The 19,291-nt window shown below is 67.2% G+C and carries 18 protein-coding genes and 1 pseudogene; 11 read left to right on the plus strand and 8 right to left on the minus strand.

The window, feature by feature from the left end:
• The first annotated feature begins 17 nt into the window (after positions 1-17).
• The 3 genes and pseudogenes from bla to HDC29_RS19455 all read left to right on the plus strand — a co-directional run bounded on the left by bla (position 18) and on the right by HDC29_RS19455 (position 2,059).
• Positions 18-884, plus strand: a complete 867-nt coding sequence (gene bla, locus HDC29_RS15875) for a subclass B3 metallo-beta-lactamase (protein WP_179499254.1) — start codon at positions 18-20, stop codon at positions 882-884.
• Between the two features lie 614 nt (positions 885-1,498).
• Positions 1,499-1,648: pseudogene (locus HDC29_RS19450) on the plus strand (energy transducer TonB); the annotation flags it as partial.
• Positions 1,649-1,840: 192 nt separating this feature from the next.
• Positions 1,841-2,059, plus strand: coding sequence for a hypothetical protein (locus HDC29_RS19455; protein WP_373562825.1), 219 nt, complete (start codon positions 1,841-1,843; stop codon positions 2,057-2,059).
• Positions 2,060-2,071: 12 nt separating this feature from the next.
• On the opposite strand, the gene HDC29_RS15885 is transcribed toward HDC29_RS19455, so the two are convergent.
• The gene (locus tag HDC29_RS15885; RefSeq protein WP_257018328.1) at positions 2,072-3,316 is read right to left on the minus strand and encodes an SPOR domain-containing protein; all 1,245 of its coding nucleotides are present in this window, start codon (positions 3,314-3,316) and stop codon (positions 2,072-2,074) included.
• Positions 3,317-3,573: 257 nt separating this feature from the next.
• Between HDC29_RS15885 and HDC29_RS15890 the strand changes: the two genes are divergently transcribed.
• From HDC29_RS15890 to HDC29_RS15900, 3 genes are read left to right on the plus strand one after another with little or no spacing between them, the layout of a single operon-like run.
• Positions 3,574-4,296 (plus strand): ParA family protein, encoded by a 723-nt coding sequence (locus HDC29_RS15890; RefSeq protein WP_037518907.1) that lies wholly within the window; start codon positions 3,574-3,576, stop codon positions 4,294-4,296.
• Positions 4,297-4,310: 14 nt separating this feature from the next.
• Entirely contained in the window at positions 4,311-4,994 is a 684-nt protein-coding gene (locus HDC29_RS15895) for a hypothetical protein (RefSeq protein WP_179499257.1), read from the plus strand.
• A 23-nt stretch (positions 4,995-5,017) separates the two neighbouring features.
• Positions 5,018-6,433 (plus strand): SPOR domain-containing protein, encoded by a 1,416-nt coding sequence (locus tag HDC29_RS15900; RefSeq protein ID WP_179499258.1) that lies wholly within the window; start codon positions 5,018-5,020, stop codon positions 6,431-6,433.
• Positions 6,434-6,574: 141 nt separating this feature from the next.
• On the opposite strand, the gene HDC29_RS15905 is transcribed toward HDC29_RS15900, so the two are convergent.
• The 6 genes from HDC29_RS15905 to HDC29_RS15930 all read right to left on the minus strand — a co-directional run bounded on the left by HDC29_RS15905 (position 6,575) and on the right by HDC29_RS15930 (position 11,601).
• Entirely contained in the window at positions 6,575-7,129 is a 555-nt protein-coding gene (locus tag HDC29_RS15905) for a DUF4189 domain-containing protein (RefSeq protein WP_179499259.1), read from the minus strand.
• Between the two features lie 70 nt (positions 7,130-7,199).
• On the minus strand, positions 7,200-8,423 hold the full coding sequence (locus HDC29_RS15910; protein WP_179499260.1) for a dihydroorotase family protein: 1,224 nt from the start codon (positions 8,421-8,423) through the stop codon (positions 7,200-7,202).
• Positions 8,414-9,409, minus strand: a complete 996-nt coding sequence (locus tag HDC29_RS15915) for an aspartate carbamoyltransferase catalytic subunit (protein WP_179499261.1) — start codon at positions 9,407-9,409, stop codon at positions 8,414-8,416. The genes HDC29_RS15910 and HDC29_RS15915 overlap by 10 nt, the downstream gene beginning before the upstream one ends.
• 13 nt (positions 9,410-9,422) lie before the next feature.
• Complete coding sequence (locus HDC29_RS15920) at positions 9,423-9,740, minus strand: DUF1294 domain-containing protein (protein WP_257018329.1); 318 nt, start codon at positions 9,738-9,740, stop codon at positions 9,423-9,425.
• Positions 9,737-10,198, minus strand: coding sequence for a Holliday junction resolvase RuvX (ruvX, locus tag HDC29_RS15925; RefSeq protein WP_179499262.1), 462 nt, complete (start codon positions 10,196-10,198; stop codon positions 9,737-9,739). The genes HDC29_RS15920 and ruvX overlap by 4 nt, the downstream gene beginning before the upstream one ends.
• 110 nt (positions 10,199-10,308) lie before the next feature.
• The gene (locus tag HDC29_RS15930; RefSeq protein ID WP_179499263.1) at positions 10,309-11,601 is read right to left on the minus strand and encodes a DUF3089 domain-containing protein; all 1,293 of its coding nucleotides are present in this window, start codon (positions 11,599-11,601) and stop codon (positions 10,309-10,311) included.
• 205 nt (positions 11,602-11,806) lie between these two features.
• On the opposite strand from HDC29_RS15930, the gene HDC29_RS15935 reads away from it, so the two are divergent.
• The 5 genes from HDC29_RS15935 (at position 11,807) to HDC29_RS15955 (ending at position 18,517) form a co-directional block, all read left to right on the plus strand.
• Positions 11,807-13,579, plus strand: coding sequence for a DUF4153 domain-containing protein (locus HDC29_RS15935; RefSeq protein ID WP_179499264.1), 1,773 nt, complete (start codon positions 11,807-11,809; stop codon positions 13,577-13,579).
• A gap of 221 nt (positions 13,580-13,800) precedes the next feature.
• The gene (gene gatC, locus HDC29_RS15940; protein WP_179499265.1) at positions 13,801-14,103 is read left to right on the plus strand and encodes an Asp-tRNA(Asn)/Glu-tRNA(Gln) amidotransferase subunit GatC; all 303 of its coding nucleotides are present in this window, start codon (positions 13,801-13,803) and stop codon (positions 14,101-14,103) included.
• Positions 14,103-15,584 carry an Asp-tRNA(Asn)/Glu-tRNA(Gln) amidotransferase subunit GatA gene (gene gatA, locus HDC29_RS15945; RefSeq protein WP_179499266.1) on the plus strand — a complete coding sequence of 494 codons (1,482 nt, stop codon included), beginning with the start codon at positions 14,103-14,105 and terminating at the stop codon, positions 15,582-15,584. Before gatC ends, gatA begins: the two co-directional genes overlap by 1 nt.
• 123 nt (positions 15,585-15,707) lie before the next feature.
• Positions 15,708-17,174 (plus strand): Asp-tRNA(Asn)/Glu-tRNA(Gln) amidotransferase subunit GatB, encoded by a 1,467-nt coding sequence (gene gatB / locus HDC29_RS15950; protein ID WP_179499267.1) that lies wholly within the window; start codon positions 15,708-15,710, stop codon positions 17,172-17,174.
• Positions 17,175-17,176: 2 nt separating this feature from the next.
• A complete protein-coding gene (locus HDC29_RS15955) occupies positions 17,177-18,517 on the plus strand; it encodes an amidohydrolase family protein (protein WP_179499268.1) in 1,341 nt (446 codons plus the stop codon).
• Here HDC29_RS15955 and HDC29_RS15960 read toward each other — a convergent pair.
• Positions 18,514-19,284 carry a hypothetical protein gene (locus HDC29_RS15960; protein WP_257018330.1) on the minus strand — a complete coding sequence of 257 codons (771 nt, stop codon included), beginning with the start codon at positions 19,282-19,284 and terminating at the stop codon, positions 18,514-18,516. The genes HDC29_RS15955 and HDC29_RS15960 overlap by 4 nt on opposite strands.
• Between the last annotated feature and the right edge of the window lie 7 nt (positions 19,285-19,291).

The following is a 19,291-nucleotide window of genomic DNA, read 5'->3' on the forward strand; positions in this document are numbered from 1 at the left end:
GCCGAAGGGAGATGAAGATGATCGAAGCAATCAGCATGTTGGCCTGGCTCGCCGGGGTGAGCGGGGCGCCGGTTCCGGCGGTCGATCCGCTGACGCAGCCGATCACCACGTCGCGCTCCGCCGAATGGCTGACGCCCGCGGAACCGGAGGAAATCTTCGGGAAGACCTATCTGGTCGGCTTCGGCGGGATGAGCGTCGCGCTGATCGATACCGGTGCCGGCCTTGTGCTGGTCGACGGCGCGCTGCCGCAGGCGGCGCCGGCGATCCTCGCCAATGTCCGCAAGCTGGGGTTCGACCCCAAAGACATCAAATTTATTCTGAGCACCGAACCGCATTTCGATCATGCGGGCGGGCTCGCCGCGCTCGCGCGCGATACCGGCGCGACAGTGGTCGCGAGCGAGCGCGGCGCCGAGGGGCTTCGCATGGGCAAGCACGCCGACGACGATCCGCAGCTCGGCTATGGCGGCAGCTGGCCGGCGGTGGCCGAGGTGCGCGCGGTGAAGGATGGCGAAGTGCTGAAGCTGGGCACAACAGCGATCACTGCGGTCGCGACGCCGGGGCACACGATGGGCAGCATGAGCTGGCGCTGGCCGGCGTGCGAGGGCCGCGTCTGCAAGGCAGTGGTCTTTGCGTCGAGCCTCAATCCGGTGTCGGCCGACGGCTATCGCTTCACCTCGAAAGCCGGCGAGCCCTTTGTCGAGGGGTTTGCCGCAAGCTATCGCAAGATGGACGCGATGCCGTGCGACATATTGATCTCGGCGCATCCCGACAATGCGGGGCCGGGGCGGTATAGCGACGCGCCGGGCGCGTGCCGGACCTATGCCGACAGCTCACGCAAGCGGCTCGAGAAACGGCTGGAGGAGGAGCGCGCGGGCGCGCAATAGCCATCGATCGCGTTGCTTTTCAATCTTGTAAGCCCCCGCGCTCGCGCTAGTCTGACGGCGAGTTCGCGGGGGATTGCCTGATGTTCGATGCTGCATTGCTGTTCGCTTTCCTGCCCGCCGCGCTGCCCGCACCTCCCGTCAGCAGCCCTTCCGCCTATTCGCAGCAGATGCTGTCGTGGAGCCCCGGCGAAATCCGCTGCGATGGCGCGGCGATCGCGGGCGAGGTGCAGCGACCCGCGGTCGATGTGGCGACGGTAGATCCTCAGCGGGTCAAGCCGATAATCTATCGCTTTGCGATCGACGGCACGGGCCGGACGCACTCGATCGCGCGCGCGACCGGCAATATTTCCTCCTTCGGTCAGGACATCGGCCCGGCGCTGGCGGCGAGCCGTTTCGCAGCCGGTATGCCGCGCGCAAATTGCGAGATCAGCTATACGCCGCAATTCGCGTCGCTGGCGCAGGCGCCGCTCGCCGACCTCGCCGCCTATTCGATTTTCCCGACCGGGGCGAGGCTGCCCAAGGCGGGGTGGGGACGCTTCGCCGCCGTCGGCAACTGCCGCGACAAGCCGCGGCCGGTCGCGCTGATGCGCGCGCGACCCGATTTTTCGAAGCTGATGACAACGCCCGGCGCGCGCGACTGGTCGCTGGTCGCCTATGACACCGATGCCGACGGGCGCCCGCTCAATGTGCAGGTCGCGCACGGAACGGGCAATGAGGAGCTCGATGCCGCCGCGGTCGAGGCGATACGCGCGTCGCGCTTCACCGGCGGCGCGCGGACGGGCTGCCTCTATCCCTATTGGCTTGGCGCGGGGAAAGTCGCGGCGCCTGAGCGGCCCACCAAGCGGGTGTTGCGTCCGGCGGATGCCGTCTGCCCGGCAAAGATCCAGTGGGTGAGCCGACCTACGACCTATTATCCGCCCGCCTATCGCAAGCGCGCGATTGAGGGCTGGGCGGTAGTGTCGTTCGACGTCGCGCCATGGGGCGAGGTCGGAAATGTCAAGCTGCTCGCCGCGCAGCCATCGGACGATTTCGGCGGGCAGGCGATCTCCATCGTGCGCAGCGGCCGCGTCGCGCCCTCGGCGCAAGGCGCGTCGGGCTGCGTCGAGACGGTGAACTTCCTGATGCCCGAGCGCGATCGGACCGACGACGAGGATGAGCCGCCGGTGGTCGACTGATCGCCGCGGCGCCTATTTATCGACGACGAGGCAGGCCTGGCCGCTCTTGCGCAGCGAGGCGCAGAAGCTGTCGGCCTCACCCTTGTTCGCGAAGCCGCCGGCCTGGAGGCGGGTGAGCTTGCCGGTCTTGACCAGATGGGGTGTGCGGCCGGCGAAGGCGCCATTCTTCTTTTCAAGCGCGGCCCAGAGATTGCGCGCGTTCGCCTCGACCCCGAAGGCGCCGAGCTGCGCGCGCCACGGGCTGGCGGTACCATTGTGAACGCGGGCCAGCACGGGGGCCGGCGCGGTCTTGGCGGGTTCGGCCTTGACCGGAGCCGGCTTGGCGGGGGCGGGTGCGGTTTTGGCCGGCTGCACCGTTTCTGGCTTGGGCGGCAGCGTACCGCTTTCGGGCGGCGGGGCGTAAGTGGTGCCGGGCTGGCTGGTCGCCGCGACGGCGTCCGCGGTCGCTTCGGCGGCCGCCGCGGCAGCGGCGCTGGCGACGGGTGAGGGTGGCACGGCGACGCTGCGGATCGGTTCGGGGGTTTTCGGCGCGGGCGCGGACTGGGCCTTGATCACCGGCGGCGGCGTGTAGTTGGTGCCGGGGGTCGAGGCGGGCAAGCTCGCGGTCTTGATCGGCGAGGCGGGCGCGGGCTTCGGTGCGGGCGGCGCTGCGGCGCTGACCGCGGCGAGGCGCGCCTGCTGTTCGCCACGTTCGATGTCGGGGAGCATCGCGAGGCCGCGCTGGCGCTGCTCGAGCGGGATCAGATTGTCGAGCTGGACGAGGCGCGCCGACGCGATGGCGAGCCCCGCGTCGCTCGCGCGCTTGGTGAGCGCATAGGCGCGCGGCCAGTCCTCGGCCGCGAGGTCGCCGTTGAAGTGCGCGGTGCCGAGCACATATTGCGCGCGCGGTTCGCCGCGCGCGGCCGAGCGGGTGATGAAGGGCATCGCCTCTTCGCGGCGGTTCGCGGTGAACAGAACGAGGCCGAGATTGTCCTCCGCCTGAAGATGGCCCTGTTTCGCGGCGCGGCGATACCATGCCTCGGCCTGCGCGAGATCGGTCGGGACGCCGCGGCCGAGCTTGTAAGCCTGGCCGAGGTTGAACTGCGCATCGGCGTCGCCGGCGATCGCGAGCGGTCGCCATTCGGCGACGGCCGCCTGGTAATTGCCCGCCTGCCACGCATCGACGCCGTCCTTGACGTCGGCAAGGGCGGGCGACGCCGGCATCGCCGCGAGGGCGAGCGGCAGGGCCAATAAAAGGGCGGTGCGGAACGAACGCATCTTATTCTCCAATGACTTGCGCGGCATGACAGCGGCTGCAGTCCCCGGATGCTTTATAGCGCCAATTGGCTAACACCGCGTTAGCGACAAAATGCCGCGCACCGAACTTGATCCGTTCTGGGACAAGTTGGTCTTGAGGGGTTGTTTACCATAAGTGCGAGCAAGTCGTTCACCCTCATTTTATCATCGTTAACCCAATTTTAGCGCCCCGCATGGCATCCCTTCGCCGATTTTTGGATTTCCGAGGGGGTAACGCAGTGCGCGTATTGGCATTGGCTTCACAGAAAGGCGGGTCGGGCAAGACGACGCTGTCGGGGCACCTCGCGGTGCAGGCGCAGCTTGCCGGCGCCGGCCCGGTCGTCCTGATCGACATCGATCCGCAGGGCTCGCTCGCCGACTGGTGGAACGAGCGCGAAACCGACCTTCCGGCCTTTGCCCAGACGACGGTCGCAAGGCTCGCCTCCGACCTCGAAATCCTGCGCCAGCAGGGCTTTAAACTAGCGGTCATCGATACGCCGCCGGCGATCACCATGGCGATCCAGAGCGTGATTTCGGTGGCCGAACTGATCGTCGTCCCGACGCGGCCGAGCCCGCACGACCTGCGCGCCGTCGGTGCCACCGTCGATCTGTGCGAACGCGCCGGCAAACCGCTGGTGTTCGTCGTCAACGGCGCGACGCCCAAGGCCAAGATTACCAGCGAAGCCGCGGTGGCGCTGTCGCAGCACGGCACCGTCGCCCCGATCACGCTGCATCACCGCACCGATTATGCCGCGTCGATGATCGACGGCCGCACCGTGATGGAGGTCGACCCCAACGGGCGCTCCGCCGACGAAATCCGCCAGCTGTGGACCTATATGAACGATCGCCTCGAAAAGAATTTCCGCCGGACCGTATTTGCCGCGCCTTTGCCCACGCAGGGCAATTATGGTGCGGTTCGCCCGATGGGCGGTGGCTTCGGCCGCCGCATCGCCGGTCAGTGACGGGAGCGGGAACCATGGGCGAACCGAAACCCCTCGCATCGCTGAGCGCCGGACTTCTGGCCCGCAAGGGCGGGGCGCGTCCCGCGATGCGCCGCCAGCCGCTCGGCAGCGGTCCGGCACCGCTCAACAGTGGCGGCTATGACGATCTTGGCTGGAACGACATGGGTTATGATGTCGATCCCGACCAGTCGAGCGAGCCCGCGCGGATGCTCGACCTCAAGCCTTTGCTCACCGGATCGGTGCTTGCGCATAATGTCGAGGCCGAACAGGCGGTCGACGAGAGCGCCGGCCACGACATGGCTGCGGATTTTGCCGCTCCCGCCGATGATTTCGCTGTCGACGGTTATGGCGCCGACCAGTTCGAGGCCGAAACGCACGAAGTCCCCGAGATCGTCCGCCAGCAGGAATCGCTGATCGAACGCGTCGCCGCGGTGGCGCGCAAGGTCGAGGCCCGTCCCTCACCGGCGGCGAAAAAGGAAAAGGCGCCGCGCGCGCTGCGCGCCCGCGAAAAGGCGGCGTTCACGCTGCGCCTCGACGCCGAGCGCCATTTGCGCCTTCGCCTCGCAAGCGCGGTGACGAACCGGTCGTCGCAGGTGATCCTGACCGACCTGCTCGACGAATATCTGTCGTCGTTGCCCGAAATCGACGCGATGGCGAGCCGCCTGCCGGCCGCCCGTCCGGCGCGCGGGCGGCGCTGACAGACATAAGAGGGGGACCCGACATGAACCGCAAGTTGCTGAAGAACCTGGCCGTTTCGGGATTCGTCCTGGGCGTCGTCACCGGATGCAGCGGCATGGGCAAGATGGCCGACGCGCCGTCGCGCGCCGCCGGCACGCCCGCTGTCGCCGCCAAATCGGCCGAAAAGGCACGCGCCGCGCTTGAAGCGGGCAAGGCAAGCAAGGCGGTCGGCCTGGCCGAGGCCGCGGTCGCGGGCAGTCCGCGCGACGCGGGTTTCCGCGCGCTGCTGGGGCAAGCCTATCTCAATGACGGCCGCTTCGCATCGGCGAGCGCGGCCCTGGCGGAGGCGATGGAGCTTGGCGCCACGGACAGCAATACGATCCTGTCGCTGACGCTGTCGCAGATCGCGCAAGGCAAGAATGCCGAGGCGGTCGCGTTGCTGACGCGGCACCGCGACACGGTTCCCGCGTCCGACCTCGGGCTGGCGCTCGCGCTGGCCGGCGACGCCGAAGGGTCGATCTATGTGCTGAGCGAAGCCGCGCGCGCCGAAGGTGCCGAGGCGCGGACGCGGCAGAATTTCGCGCTCGCGCTCGCGCTGTCGGGCCGCTGGGCGCAGGCGCGCATCGTGGCGTCGCAGGATCTGTCGCTCGACAAGCTCGAAGGCCGGATGGCCGAATGGTCGAAGCTCGCCGAACAGCCGATCGCGCAGGTCCGCGTCGCGAGCCTGATCGGCACGTCCGCGCAGCAGGATGCGGGTATGCCCGTGCGCCTCGCGCTTGCCAATTTCGCCGATACGCAGATGGCCGTGGCCGAACCCGCGAACGAACCCGCCGTCGAACTCGCCAGTGCCGATCCGGCGCCGGTCGCCGACTATGCGCCGCCGCCGCCGGTGCTTGCCCCGGTCCTCGCCGACGCGGGCAGCGCGATCCGCAGCGTCGAACTGCCGATGCCGGTGCGCGGGGCCGATGGTGTCGTGCCCGTCACCGAATTGCCGCAGCCGCAGCCCGCCGGCGAAATCATCCTTGCCGATGCCGCGCCCTATCGCGCCGCGCCGCGCGTCGCTGGCGAAGGGCGCATCCGCCCCGCGCAGCAGCAGGCGCTCGAACTCGCGACGGTGCTCGTCCCCAGAGCGATGGGTTTCGACGCGAAGAAGCCGAATGGCTGGGCGGTGCAGCTTGGCGCCTATGACAGCCTGGCGATCGCGAAGGAAAAATGGGGCACGCTGAAAAAGCGCAACGGCGTGCTCGGGAATTTCCCGGCGTCGAGTCACGCCGCGACGTTGAAGGGGCGCACATTCTATCGCCTGACGGTCAACGGCCTCGCCTCGCGCACCGACGCGACCAGCCTCTGCAACGAGCTTAAGAAGCAGGGCCAGACCTGCTTCATCCGCGCGATGGGTGGCGGCGAGACGATCCAGTGGGCGGCGAAGGCCGGTTCGATGCGGCTCGCATCGCGCTAGGCCCGACTTTCCAGAGATAAGGGGGAGGGGCGTGGCCGCGAGGCCGCGCCTCTTTTGTTCGGGACAAGGATCGCCCGTCGACCGCTTCTGTCGAACGGTCCGATCCACCTCGCCTATGTGTGGAGTCGCGGTAGTGGAGGCTCAGAAACGAAAGAAATAGGGCATGCTTTCGAGCGTCTCGACCACCTTGCATTTGGCGCCCGCACTCTTGCAACTGCCCATCACCGAACGTTTCGCGCCGCCGGGGGTGGCAGCGAAGCCGGCGTAATATTGTCCTTCCTTGTCGCGCGCGATCGCGAAATGGCCGTTTGCGCCCCACAGGCCGACGACGCAGTCGCGGCCGCCCGCCTCTTGGCACGCCGTCATCGCATATTTTTCGGCCTGCTCGCGACTGTCGCCGCGCAGCGCGCCATAGGAATAGCCGGGCTGACCGGTCGCCGAGCGCCAGAAGGCGATCGCGGCGAAGCTGTTGACCATATAGCCGCCGACATATTCCTGTTTTTCCTCGGCGAACGGGATGACCTGTCCCGGTGGTGCCGCGTCGGTGCCGCCATACATTTGTTGCAGCACCTGGGGCGGCGGCGCGTTGCAGGGAAGCCCCTGCGCGCAGGGAATGCCCTGAACCGGCGCCATTTGTGCCGCCGCGGCGGGGGCAAGCAGGGCGGCGGGAATAGCTGTTACGGCAAAAAAGCGCATCGGGTCATCCTCGCTGTCGTCGACTCCCTTTCCATAAGTATCGAACTAAATCAGCGATATAAAGCCCATATCAGCGAATGCGCTGGCCGCCCTTCCACATCATCGTCGCGCGGCCCTGGACGGGCATGCCGTCAAAGGGGGTGTTGCCAGCCCAGGCCGCCATCTTCTTCGCATCGACCTGCCACGGTGTGCCGTCGTCGACCAGGATGAGGTCGGCTTCCTTGCCCACCGCGAGGCTGCCCGCATCGACGCCGAGCAGGCAGGCGGGGGTGGCCGCGAGCAGCTCGAACAGGCGGCCCGGCGCGATATGGCCATCGCGGACAAGGCCAAGGCCGAGCGCGAGCAGGGTTTCGGCGCCGGCCATGCCGGGTTGTGCCTCGGCGAAGGGCAGGCGCTTGTCCTCGGGACCGCGCGGATCGTGGCCCGACGACAATATGTCGATCGTGCCGTCCTTGATCGCGGCGAGGCATGCGTGGCGATCGTCTTCGCTGCGGAGCGGCGGCGAGAGGCGTGCGAAGGTGCGGAAATCGCCGATTGCGGTGTCGGAGAGCAGCAGGTGCGCGGGGGTGATGCCGCAGAGCACGGGCAGCCCCTTCGCCTTGGCTTCGCGAACAAGCGCGAGCCCGTGCGCGGTGGTGACCTGGCGGAAATGGACGGGCGCGCCGGTTTCCTCGACGAGCGCGAGGTCGCGCGCGATCGCCATCGCCTCGGCGACGGCGGGCGCCGAGGCGAGGCCGAGGCGCGTCGCCATCTCGCCGTCGGTCGCGACCGCGCCGGCGGTAAGCCCCTCATCCTCGGCATGGATGATCGTGACGAGGCCGAGCGAGGCGGCATAGCCGAGGACGCGACGCATCACGCCGCTGTCGGCGATGCGCGCGCGGCCGGTGGCGACGGCGCGCGCGCCGGCCTGCTTCATCAGGCCGATTTCGGCAAGCTCCCGGCCTTCGAGGCCCTTGGTCGCGGCGGCGAGCGGGTGGACCCAGAGGTCGGGCTTGCCGCCCTTCGCGGCGCGCTCGACAAGCCCGGCGCCGTCGAGCGGGCCGCTGTCGGGCATCAGCGCGGCGCGCGTGATGCCGCCGAAGTGAAAGGCGGGCTTGTCGGTCGCAAAGACGCCGAGGTCGATGATGCCGGGGGCGAGCCACTGGCCCTTGGCATCGACGGTTTCGGCGCCGTCGGGGATTTCGGTAGGGTCGATCGCGGCGATGCGGCCGTCCACCGCGAGCAGGCTGCCCGGGCGCGGCGTATCGCCGTCGATCAGCAGCGCGCCGGTGATATGGAGCGGTTTCAGTTCCATCCCGGCACTCCCCGCTGGCGGCGCGTCAAAATGTCGAGGCACGCCATGCGGACCGCGACCCCCATCTCGACCTGTTCGGTGATCGTCGAGCGGGCGGGATCGTCGGCGATGCTGCTGTCGATCTCCACCCCGCGGTTCATCGGACCGGGATGCATGACGATCGCATCGGGTTTCGCCTTTTCGAGCCGTTTCGGCGTGAGGCCGTAGAGCGCATGATATTCACGCGCCGAGGGCAGGTAGGCGCCGTCCATGCGCTCGTTCTGGAGGCGGAGCATCATCACGACGTCGGCGTCTTTCAGCCCCTCGTCCATGTCGGTGAAGGTCGCGACGTGCATCCGCTCCATCGCGGCCGGGGTGAGCGTCGGCGGCGCGACGACGCGCACCTCGTTGCCGAGCAGGGTCAGCGCGAGGATGTTCGAGCGCGCGACGCGGCTGTGGAGGACGTCTCCGCATATGGCAATGGTGAGCCCCTCGACGCGGCCGAGGCGGCGGCGGATGGTGAGTGCGTCGAGCAGCGCCTGCGTCGGATGTTCATGGCGCCCGTCGCCGGCGTTGAGCACGGGACAATCGACCTTGTCGGCGATAAGCTGCACCGCGCCCGACGAGGCATGACGAATGACGATCGCGTCGGCGCGCATCGCATTGAGCGTCATCGCGGTGTCGATCAGCGTTTCGCCCTTTTTCACGCTCGACTGCGCGGCGTGCATGTTGACGACGTCGGCGCCGAGGCGTTTTCCGGCGATTTCGAACGAGAGCAAAGTGCGCGTCGAGTTCTCGAAAAAGGCGTTGATGATCGTGAGACCCGCGAGCCGGTCGTCATGCTTGGCGGCGCCGCTGCGGTTCAGCTCGACCCACTCTTCGGCGGCGTCGAGGACGTAGCTAATCTCCCACGGGGTGAGCGGGGCGATGCCGGTGAGGTGGCGATGGCGAAACGCATCGCCGCCGGGCGGATAGTCGCTGGCGGGTCGGGTTGTGGAGCTTGTCATTAAAGCCGAGCGTCTACGCAGGAACTCTGAAAATCGCAAGCGCCGAGGCGAACAGCGGCTCCAATATTCCGAGAACCCAGAGCGCGACCAGCATCAGGTCGAGCCCGAGCCAGATCATCATCCACGTCGCGAAGGGTTGCTTGCGCGTCTTGTGGCGGACAATGCGAGAGGCGGCGTAGGTGCCCGGAGCTCCGCCGAGAAATGCCCAGAGAAGCAGCGCGCCCTCCGAAATGCGGCGCGCGCCATGTTCGGCGAACTGCTTGTCGAGGACCATCAGCGCGAAGGCGGTCACGTTCGCCGCCGCCAGCCAATAGACGATATAAGCGGTCAAGCGCGCGTCATCGCGTCGATCGCGCCCTGGAGAATGAACGCCGCGGCGGCGCTGTCGACGCGTTCGGCGCGTTTGGCGCGGCTGACGTCGGCGGCGATCATCGCGCGCTCGACCGCGGCGGTCGACCAGCGTTCGTCCCAAAGGAGCAGGGGGAGGCCGAGCGGGGCGAGGTTGCGCGCGAAGGCGCGGGTGCTTTGCGTGCGCGGGCTGTCGGTGCCGTCCATATTGAGCGGCAGGCCGACGACGAGGCCGACGATGTTGTGCTGCGCGATGAGCGCCTTGAGCGTTTCAAGGTCGACCGAGAATTTCTTGCGGACGATCGTCTTGTCGGGGGTCGCGAAGCTCCAGTTCGTGTCGCAGAAAGCGACGCCGATTGTTTTGGTGCCGACATCGAGCCCCGCGAGGCGGCCGCCGTTGGGGAAGTGTGCGGCGAAGTCGGGGGCGGCGGCGGTGATCATGTCGCTGTCATTACCGCGCAAATCCCGTCATTGCGAGGAGCGAAGCGACGCGGCAATCCAGAGTTCGCGTAACCCGCTCTGGATTGCTTCGCTTCGCTCGCAATGACGATTCAGGATTTTGGTGCGGGGGTTTGCACAGCAGGGGCCGTGACGGGCACCGCGGCCGGCGGCACCGGCGACGGCTTGCCCTCATAGGTCGCGAGCCGCCGCAGCGCGTCGGCGCGGACGTTCGCCCAGAAGAGCGTGATGTCGTAGACGTGATAATTGTTGCCGGGGAGCACGTAGCCCGCGACGACGTAGTTTTTCGCGATGTCGGCGTCGCCGATCATCAGCAAGCCGCGCGTGTCGTCGCATCTGGCGCCGATCTTGCCCGCGATCAGCGCGCCCGACTTGAAGCCCTCGGTGGGTTTGAGCGTGCCGATATTCGCCTCGGGCGGCGCCCCGGTGTCGGGGATGCCGGTGAGCGGGTTGGTGCACAGCATTCGCGTGCCCGCGCGCGGGCGACCGTCGAAACCGATCGTGCCGTCATAGGCGTCGGTGACCATCACCGGATCGGCGGGATCGGCGAAGGTGGCCCAGCTGACGATGCACCCCTTCTGTTCGGGGGTCTGGCAGGCGGGAAGGCCGAGACCGGCGATGTCGGTGTCGATGCTCACCGGCCAGCCGACCACGTAGGCGGCGACGATGCGTTTCGCGAGCGGGGTGCCCGCGATTTTCGTGCGCAGCAATGTGGTGAGGTGCAGCGCGCCCTGGCTGTGGCCGGCGAGGATGATCGGCTTGTCCTTCGGCTGTGCCGCGAGAAATGCGTCGAAAGCCTCCTCGACGTCGCGATAGGCCGAATCGATCGCCTTGCCCGCGGTGACGCGGTCCTCGGCGAGGAAGGCGCCGAGCGTCGCCTGACGGTAACGCGGCGCCCAGATTTCTCCGGCGTCGGCGAAGGCGCTCGCCATGCCCTGCACGAAGAGGTTGGCGCGGTGGTCCGAATCGCGGTCTTCGAGCGGCGCGTTCCAGCTCGAACGGCTGTAATAGCTGGTCGGGTGGACAAAGAAGATCGCGGCGTCGCCCTGGGGGAAGGGCGCATCGGCGGTCGTCGGGGCCGCCTTGGCGGGCGGGATCAGCGGCTCGGCAGCCTTGTTTTCCGCTTCGAGCGTGTCGGTGCCGGGGGTTTCGCTGCCGTCGGCGGCAGGGCGCCATGCCGAGGGATTTTTTTCCATATCCGGGCGCGCGAACCACATTTTCGGATCGTCATAGGCGTTGGGCGCGACCGCGGCCTGCGGCTTGAACTCGGTGCTGGGGACGAAGGCGGTGCGCGCGATCCAGCCCGGGAAAAGCTGGTACACGACCCCGGCAGCGAGGATGAGGATGATGATCGCGGCAATGACGTAGAGAAATTTGCGGGCCATTTGGGCTCCATCGGGGAGAGGGAGGAGGTGGTTTCGGGCGTCTTTACCCGTTCGCATCAAGCGAAGTCGAGACGCCCCTTGGTCTTGCTTTGTCCCGGTGGGTGTCTCGACTTCGCTCGACACGAACGGCAACGGGGGTTGGTTCCAGTAAAATCGCGCGCAGCTTTGGCTTGCCCGCGCACGCGAAACAAGCCCAGATTGGGCCATGACCGATACGACCGCATCCGCCGCCCCCGATTCGCACGCCAGGTCGCCGCGCGTTTCGGCGCGCCTCGACGATAGTGATCCGCCGTGGCCGCTGCGTCCGTGGATCATGGCGGCGATCTGCGCCGCGGCCGGGCTCTCCTTCCACCTGCTGATCGACCATCATTATGAGGATGCGCTGGCACACTGGCGGAGCGCGCTGGCGGCGGGGATCGCGGCGGCGACGGTGGTGTTCGCGCTGGGTGTCGAATTGCGGCGCTGGCATTGGGCGCTGGGGTTCGCGCTGGTCTGGGGCGTGATCCTCGGGCTGATCGCGTGGCAGACGGCGGCGTATAATATCCAGGGCAATCCGGTCGAATGGCCCTTCTGGTCGGGCATTCTCGCGGTGCTCGTCGCGACGCCGTTGTTCCAGACGCGGCGCGACGTCGCGCCCGACTGGCGCTTCTGGAAACTGTGGGCGATGCCGTATGAGCGGCTGCACAGCCATGCGTGGACCGACGCGGTGATCGGCGCGGCGAGCCTGGCGTTCGTCGGGATCACCTTCCTGCTCGTCGTGCTGATCGGGCAGATGTTCAAGCTGATCGGGATCAACCTGATCTTTGACCTGCTCAATGACGAATGGTTCGGCTGGATGCTCGCGGGCGCTGCGTTCGGCGGGGCCGTCGGCCTGCTGCGCGAGCGCGACAGACTGGTTTCGACGTTGCAGCGGCTGGTGATGATCGTGCTCGCGGTGCTCGCGCCGGTGCTCGCGGTCGCGCTGGTGCTGTTCCTGCTGTCGCTCGCCGGGACGGGGCTGCAGAAGCTTTGGGATTCGGGCTTTTCGACCGCGGCGGTGATGATGGGGGTGGCGGCGTTTGCGGTGCTGCTCGCCAATGCGGTGATCGGCAATGGCGGCGACGATCGCGCGACGAACCCGGCGTTGCGCTGGGCCGCGCCGGTGCTGGCGGTCGCGGTGCTGCCGCTCGCGGGGATCGCCTTTTACTCGATGCACCTGCGCGTGATCCAGTACGGCTGGACCCCCGAGCGCATCTGGGGCGTGATCGCGGCGATGATCGCGCTCGCTTATGGCATCGCGGGCCTGTGGGCGGTGGCGAGGGGACGGCGCGATTTCGACGACTGGCTGCGGCCCTTGCAACAGAAGCTCGCGATCGGGCTCGCGCTGCTCGCGCTCTTCCTCGCGCTGCCGATCCTCGATTTCGGGGCGATTTCGACGCGCGACCAGCTCGCGCGGCTGAAATCGGGGGCAACGCCGGCCGAAAAGTTCGACTGGGCGGCGATGGCGTTCGATTTCGGGCCCAGCGGCCGTGCAGCGCTGGCGGAACTGGCGAAGTCGCCGCAGAAGGTGCGCGCAAATGCGGCGAAGTCGGCGCTGGCGGCGAAGAATCGCTGGGACCTGAACGGGCCGCGCGGCGCGCTGCTGCTGCCCCCGTTGGCCGAGCGGGTACGAGTCATTCCCGAGGGACGCGCCTTGCCCGCCGCGGCGCTCGACCGGATCGCGGGGAGCTATATGTGCAGCCGCGCGAAGGCGTGCGTCGCGCTGTGGCTCGACGACAAGAGGATCGGCGTGCTGGGGCAGAATGAGCCGGGCGAGACGCTGAATTTCGATTTCGTGACGCAGAATGACGCCGGCCAGTGGGTGCAGGGCGATTGGGCGAAGGCGGCGCCGCGCAACAAGGCCGAGGTTGACTTGTCGACCGCGCGGATCGAGATCGAGGCGGTGCAGCAACGGCGCGTGCTGGTGAATGGGGTGCCGGAATCGGCGACGTTCGAATGATTGTCCTCCCCCTTGATGGGGGAGGCAGCGAGACTTGCCAGCTTGCTGGCTAGTCGCAGCGGTGGGGGTGCGGTTGCGCGCGCAAACTACGGTCGCATGTCGCACCATCACCCCCCCATCTAACTTCGCCCATCAAGGGGGAAGGCATTGCGATGTTCGCGAAGGTTGAAGCGATCCGGCGGGGATGCTAGCGGCGCGGCTTCGTTAAGGTTAGGGCGATCATGGCAATCGATCAGGCAACAGTGAGGAAAATCGCGTCGCTGGCGCGCATCGCGATCAGCGATGCCGAAGCGGCCGCGATGGAAGGCGAATTGAACGGCATTTTGGGCTGGGTCGAGCAACTCGGCGAGGTCGATGTGACCGGGGTCGAACCGATGACCGCGGTGATCCCGAACACGCTGCGGCTGCGCGACGATGTCGTCGATGCCGACCCGCTGACCGGCGGTGGGCGCCGCGACGATGTGCTGGCGAATGCGCCGGCGGCGATGCACGGATTCTTTGGCGTTCCCAAGGTGATCGAATAATGACCGAGTTGACCAACCTGACCGTCGCGCAGATCCGCGACGGGCACCGCGCGGGCGATTTCAGCGCCGTCGAGGTCGCAGAGGCGTTCAACGCCAAGGTCGCGGGCGCGAAGGCGCTCAACGCGTTTATCGTCGAGACGCCCGATCATGCGATTGCGGCGGCGAAGGCCGCCGATGCGGATCGTGCGGCGGGGACGCTGAAGCCCTTGTCGGGCGTGCCGATCGGGATGAAGGACCTGTTCGCGACGCACGGCGTCCAGACGACCGCGGCAAGCCACATGCTCGAAGGCTTTGTGCCGCGTTATGAATCGACCGTTTCGCAGAAATTGTGGGACGCGGGTTGCGGGATGCTCGGCAAGCTCAACCTCGACCAGTTCGCGATGGGGTCGTCGAACGAGACGAGCTATTTTGGCAATGTGATTTCGCCGTGGCGGCGCAAGGATGGCGGCAATGCCGCGCTGGCGCCGGGCGGTTCGTCGGGCGGAAGTTCGACCGCGATCGCGGCGCGGCTGTGCCCGGCGGCGACGGGGACCGACACCGGCGGCTCGATCCGCCAGCCCGCGGCGTTCACGGGCATTTCGGGGATCAAGCCGACCTATGGCCGCTGCTCGCGCTGGGGTATCGTGGCGTTCGCCAGCTCGCTTGATCAGGCAGGGCCGATGGCGCGCGACGTCAAGGACTGCGCGATCATGCTCGAGAATATGGCGGGCTTCGATCCGAAGGACGCGACGAGCCTTGATATGGCAGTTCCGAATTGGGAAGCGGCTTTGTCGAGCGATCTCAAGGGCAAGAAGGTCGGTATTCCCAAGGAATATCGACTGGAGGGTATCGACCCCGACATCGACGCGATGTGGGACGCCGGGATTGCGATGCTGAAGGATGCGGGCGCTGACGTGGTCGAGATCAGCTTGCCGCACACCAAATATGCGCTGCCGGCCTATTATATCATCGCGCCCGCCGAGGCGTCGTCGAACCTCGCGCGCTATGACGGCGTGCGTTATGGTTTGCGCGACCTGCCGGACGGGGCGGGGTTGCAGGATATGTATGCCGCAACGCGCGCCGACGGCTTCGGGGCGGAGGTCAAGCGCCGCATCATGATCGGCACCTATGTGCTGTCGGCGGGCTTTTACGATGCCTATTATACGCAGGCGCAGAAGGTGCGGACGCTGATCGCGCGCGATTTCGAGGCAGCGTTCGGGGTGTGCGACGTGATCCTGGCGCCGACCGCGCCGTCGGCGGCGTTCGGGCTGGGCGAGAAGATGGCCGATCCGCTGGCGATGTACCTGAACGACGTGTTTGCGGTGCCCGCGAGTCTCGCCGGGCTGCCCGCGATGTCGGTGCCCGCGGCGCTGAACCGCGAGGGGCTGCCGCTGGGGCTACAGATTATCGGCAAGGCATTCGACGAGCAGGGCGTGCTGAATGCCGGGTTGGCGATCGAGGAACGGGCCGGATTTACGGCGCGCGCCGAGAAGTGGTGGTGAGCAGCCTGTTGATCGACCTGCTATGCTGGCTAGGGCTTGAGCCCCTTCTTCGGAAGTTAGGCTGGGGTGATGAGGTCCACAGCGAGGCGCGCTTCGACAGTAAGACCGGAAAGCAGATTACCGATGACTGACTATCGCATCAAGGGCGAAACTGGCGAGTGGGAGGTCGTGATCGGCCTTGAGGTCCACGCCCAGATCACGACCAACGCCAAGCTGTTCTCGGGCGCCGCGACGGCGTTCGGGGCTGAGCCGAACACGCAGGTGTCGCTGGTCGACGCCGCGATGCCGGGGATGCTGCCGGTGCCGAACCGCGAGTGCATCCGCCAGGCGGTGCGCACCGGCATGGCGATCGAGGCGCAGATCAACACATGGTCGCGGTTCGACCGCAAGAATTATTTCTATGCCGATTTGCCGCAGGGCTACCAGATTTCGCAGCTTTATCATCCGCTTGTCGGCGAAGGTTCGCTGACGATCGCCGCCGATGAGAAGGCCGGCATTCCCGCAGACAAGGTGATCGGAATCGAGCGTATCCATGTCGAGCAGGACGCCGGCAAGCTGATGCACGACCAGCATCCGACGATGTCCTATGTCGATTTGAATCGCAGCGGCGTCGCGCTGATGGAGATCGTCTCGCGCCCCGACATGCGCTCGCCCGCCGAAGCGGGGGCCTATGTGCGCAAGCTGCGTTCGATCCTGCGCTACGTCGGCTCGTGCGACGGCAATATGGAAGAGGGCTCGATGCGCGCCGACGTCAACGTCAGCGTGCGCAAACCCGGCGACGAATTCGGGACGCGCACCGAGACGAAGAACGTCAATTCGGTGCGCTTCGTGATGGCGGTGATCGAGGGCGAGGCGAAACGGCAGGTCGAACTGATCGAAAGCGGCGGCACGGTGGTGCAGGAAACGCGCCTTTACGATCCCGACCGCAACGAGACGCGGTCGATGCGGTCGAAGGAAGATGCGCATGATTACCGCTACTTCCCCGATCCCGACCTGCTGCCGCTCGAACTCGACGATGCGTTTCTGGCTGAGTGCCGCGACAGCCTGCCCGAGCTGCCCGATGCCAAGCGCGCGCGCTATCTCGCGGCGGGGATCAGCGCCTACAACGCCGATGTCCTGACCGCCGAGGTCGAGGCGGCGCGCTGGTTCGACACGTTGCTCGACGCGGGCGCCAAGCCGGTCGCCGCCGCCAACTGGGTGACGAGCGAATTGTTCGGTGCGCTCAACCGCATGGGCCGCGATATTTCGGATTCGCCGGTGTCGCCCGAACACGCCGCCGAACTGCTCGGACTCGTTGCCGACGGCACAATTTCGGGGACGATCGCCAAGCAGGTGTTCGAAAAGATGCTCGAAAGCGGTGATCCCGCGGGTGTCATCGTCGATCGCGAAGGGCTCAAGCAGACGAGCGACACCGGCGCGATCGAGGCCGAGATCGCCAAGGTTCTCGCCGCCAATGCCGATAAGGTCGAGCAGTATAAGGGCGGCAAGGAGGCGTTGTTCGGCTTCTTCGTCGGACAGACGATGAAGGCGATGCAGGGCAAGGCAAACCCGCAGGTCGTCAACGAGCTGTTGAAGAAGGCGCTGGGCTGAGGATGCGCGCGACGGTTCGCGCGCTCCTGACCCTTTGGCTGCTGGTCGCCGGCGCGGCGCTCGCGCGCGCCGAGACGATCGTGTTCACCGACGTCAACGTCGTGCCGATGGACGGCGAGCGCGTGATCCCGCGCACGACGGTCATCGTCACCGACGGCGTGATTTCGACCATCGGGATCAAGGCGAAATTGCCCGCGGGGACGCCGGTGATCGACGGCAAGGGGGCGTGGCTCTTCCCGGGGCTCGCCGACATGCACAATCATGTGACGAGCCGCGAGGACCTGTCGCTGCTGCTCGCGAACGGCGTCACGACAATGCTCAACATGGGCGAGGCGACGAACAGCTTTGCCGGGCGGACGCGGATCGCGGTGAACGAGGGCAAGGTGCCGGGGCCGCAGATATTCACCGCGCTCGCGGTCGATGGCGACCCGCAATATGGGCATCTGGTCATCGAGAGGGCGGAGGATGCGCGCGCGATCGTCGGGATTGCGAAGGCCAACGGCTACAGCTTTATCAAGGCCTATACGAACCTGTCGGCCGAGGCTTTTGCGGCGCTTGCCGACGAAGCGAAGGCGCAGCGTATCGGCGTCGTCGGGCATAATGTGAAGGCGGTCGGCCTCGCGCGGCAGCTTGCCGCCGGGCAGGCGATGGTTGCGCATATCGAGGAATTTTTCTACGGCGTCTTCCCCGAACCCCCTGCGGACGACCAGCAGGCGCCGCCCGCCGATGCGCGGATTGCCGACGCGATCGCGCTGGTCAAGGCGCATGGGGCGTTCGTCACGTCGGACCTGTTCAATTACCGCACGATCGCGGCGCAATTCGGCAAGCCGGAGGTGGTGAAAGCCTATCTCGCGGCGCCAGAGGCGCGCTACCTGTCGCCCGCCGACCGGATCGGCTGGGCGCAGTCGGGCTATCAGAAGAAGGCGATCGACCTGTCGCGGCGGGTGGCGTTCGAGGCGCGCTTCGTGAAGACGATGGCCGACGCGGGCGTGCCGTTGATCACCGGCGGCGACGCGCCGACGATCCCAGGGCAGGTGCCGGGTTTTGCGCTGCACGGCGAAATCGACGCGATGCTGGAGGCGGGGCTGACGCCGTGGCAGGCGCTGTCGGCGGCAACGCGCACGCCAAGCGAGTTCATCGCGAAAACAGTGCCGGGCGCGGCGAAGTTCGGCGTCGTGGCGCCGGGCTATCGCGCCGACCTGTTGCTCGTCGCCGAAAATCCGCTCGAAAGGCCGGCGACGTTGCGAACGCCGCTCGGCGTGATGGCGGGGGGGCGCTGGTTCGACGCGGCGGCGCTCAAGGCGATGCTGGCCGAGGTCGCGGCGAAGCGCGTCGTTCCCTAGAAGCGCCGCTGCCCGGCACCCCACTTGCCGACATCGCACTGGCCCGAAAAATTGGTCTGCGCCTTGAGCTGGATGCGGCCCGAGCGGCGGTCGATATCGACCTTGGGCTTGTTGAGGCCGTTGAGGCGATAGGTCGCGGTGATGCGGTCGGGCGTTACGACGAGATTTTCGAGATCCCACCAGCCTTCATGCCCGCCCGAATGGATCGGCGGAACGAGGCTGGGGCCAAGATGGATGCGGCCCTGATCGCCATAAAGCTCGATCTGGACGTCGCTGTTGAAGCCCTGGGTCGTGCCGACGACATCGTTGCTCCATTCCCATTTATGCTTCGACCGGTTCCAGTCGTAGCGCGGGGTGGTGGTGACGCTGGGCCGGTTGCCGGCGCCGTAACAGACGAGGACGAGCGAACTGGCGTCGCGATATCCCGGTTCGGTGGGCGGCGCGTGATGGTCGGCGGGCGGCGCATAGCCGCCGCGCGGTGCGTCGCCCTGGCAATTTTCGGCCGGCACGCCGATGATCGCCGAATAGCGCCCGTCCGTCGTCGCGACCGAGATGCAGCGTCCGGTGCGCTGGTTCCACCAGAAGGTGTAGCGTTGGCCGCCGACCGTGTTCGAATGGCGCGATTCATATCCGCGCGCGAGCAGCTGCGTTTCGCCGCCGGCGCCGCGCGCGCCGACAAGGTCGGCGACGTCAGGCGCCGATTGCGCGAGTGCGGGGACCGAAAGGGCGGCGGAGGCAAGAAGCGATAAAGGCAGAGCGCGACGCATGGCGATG

It is taken from the genome of Sphingopyxis sp. JAI108, assembly GCF_013410105.1.
Taxonomy (GTDB): Bacteria; Pseudomonadota; Alphaproteobacteria; order Sphingomonadales; family Sphingomonadaceae; genus Sphingopyxis; species Sphingopyxis chilensis.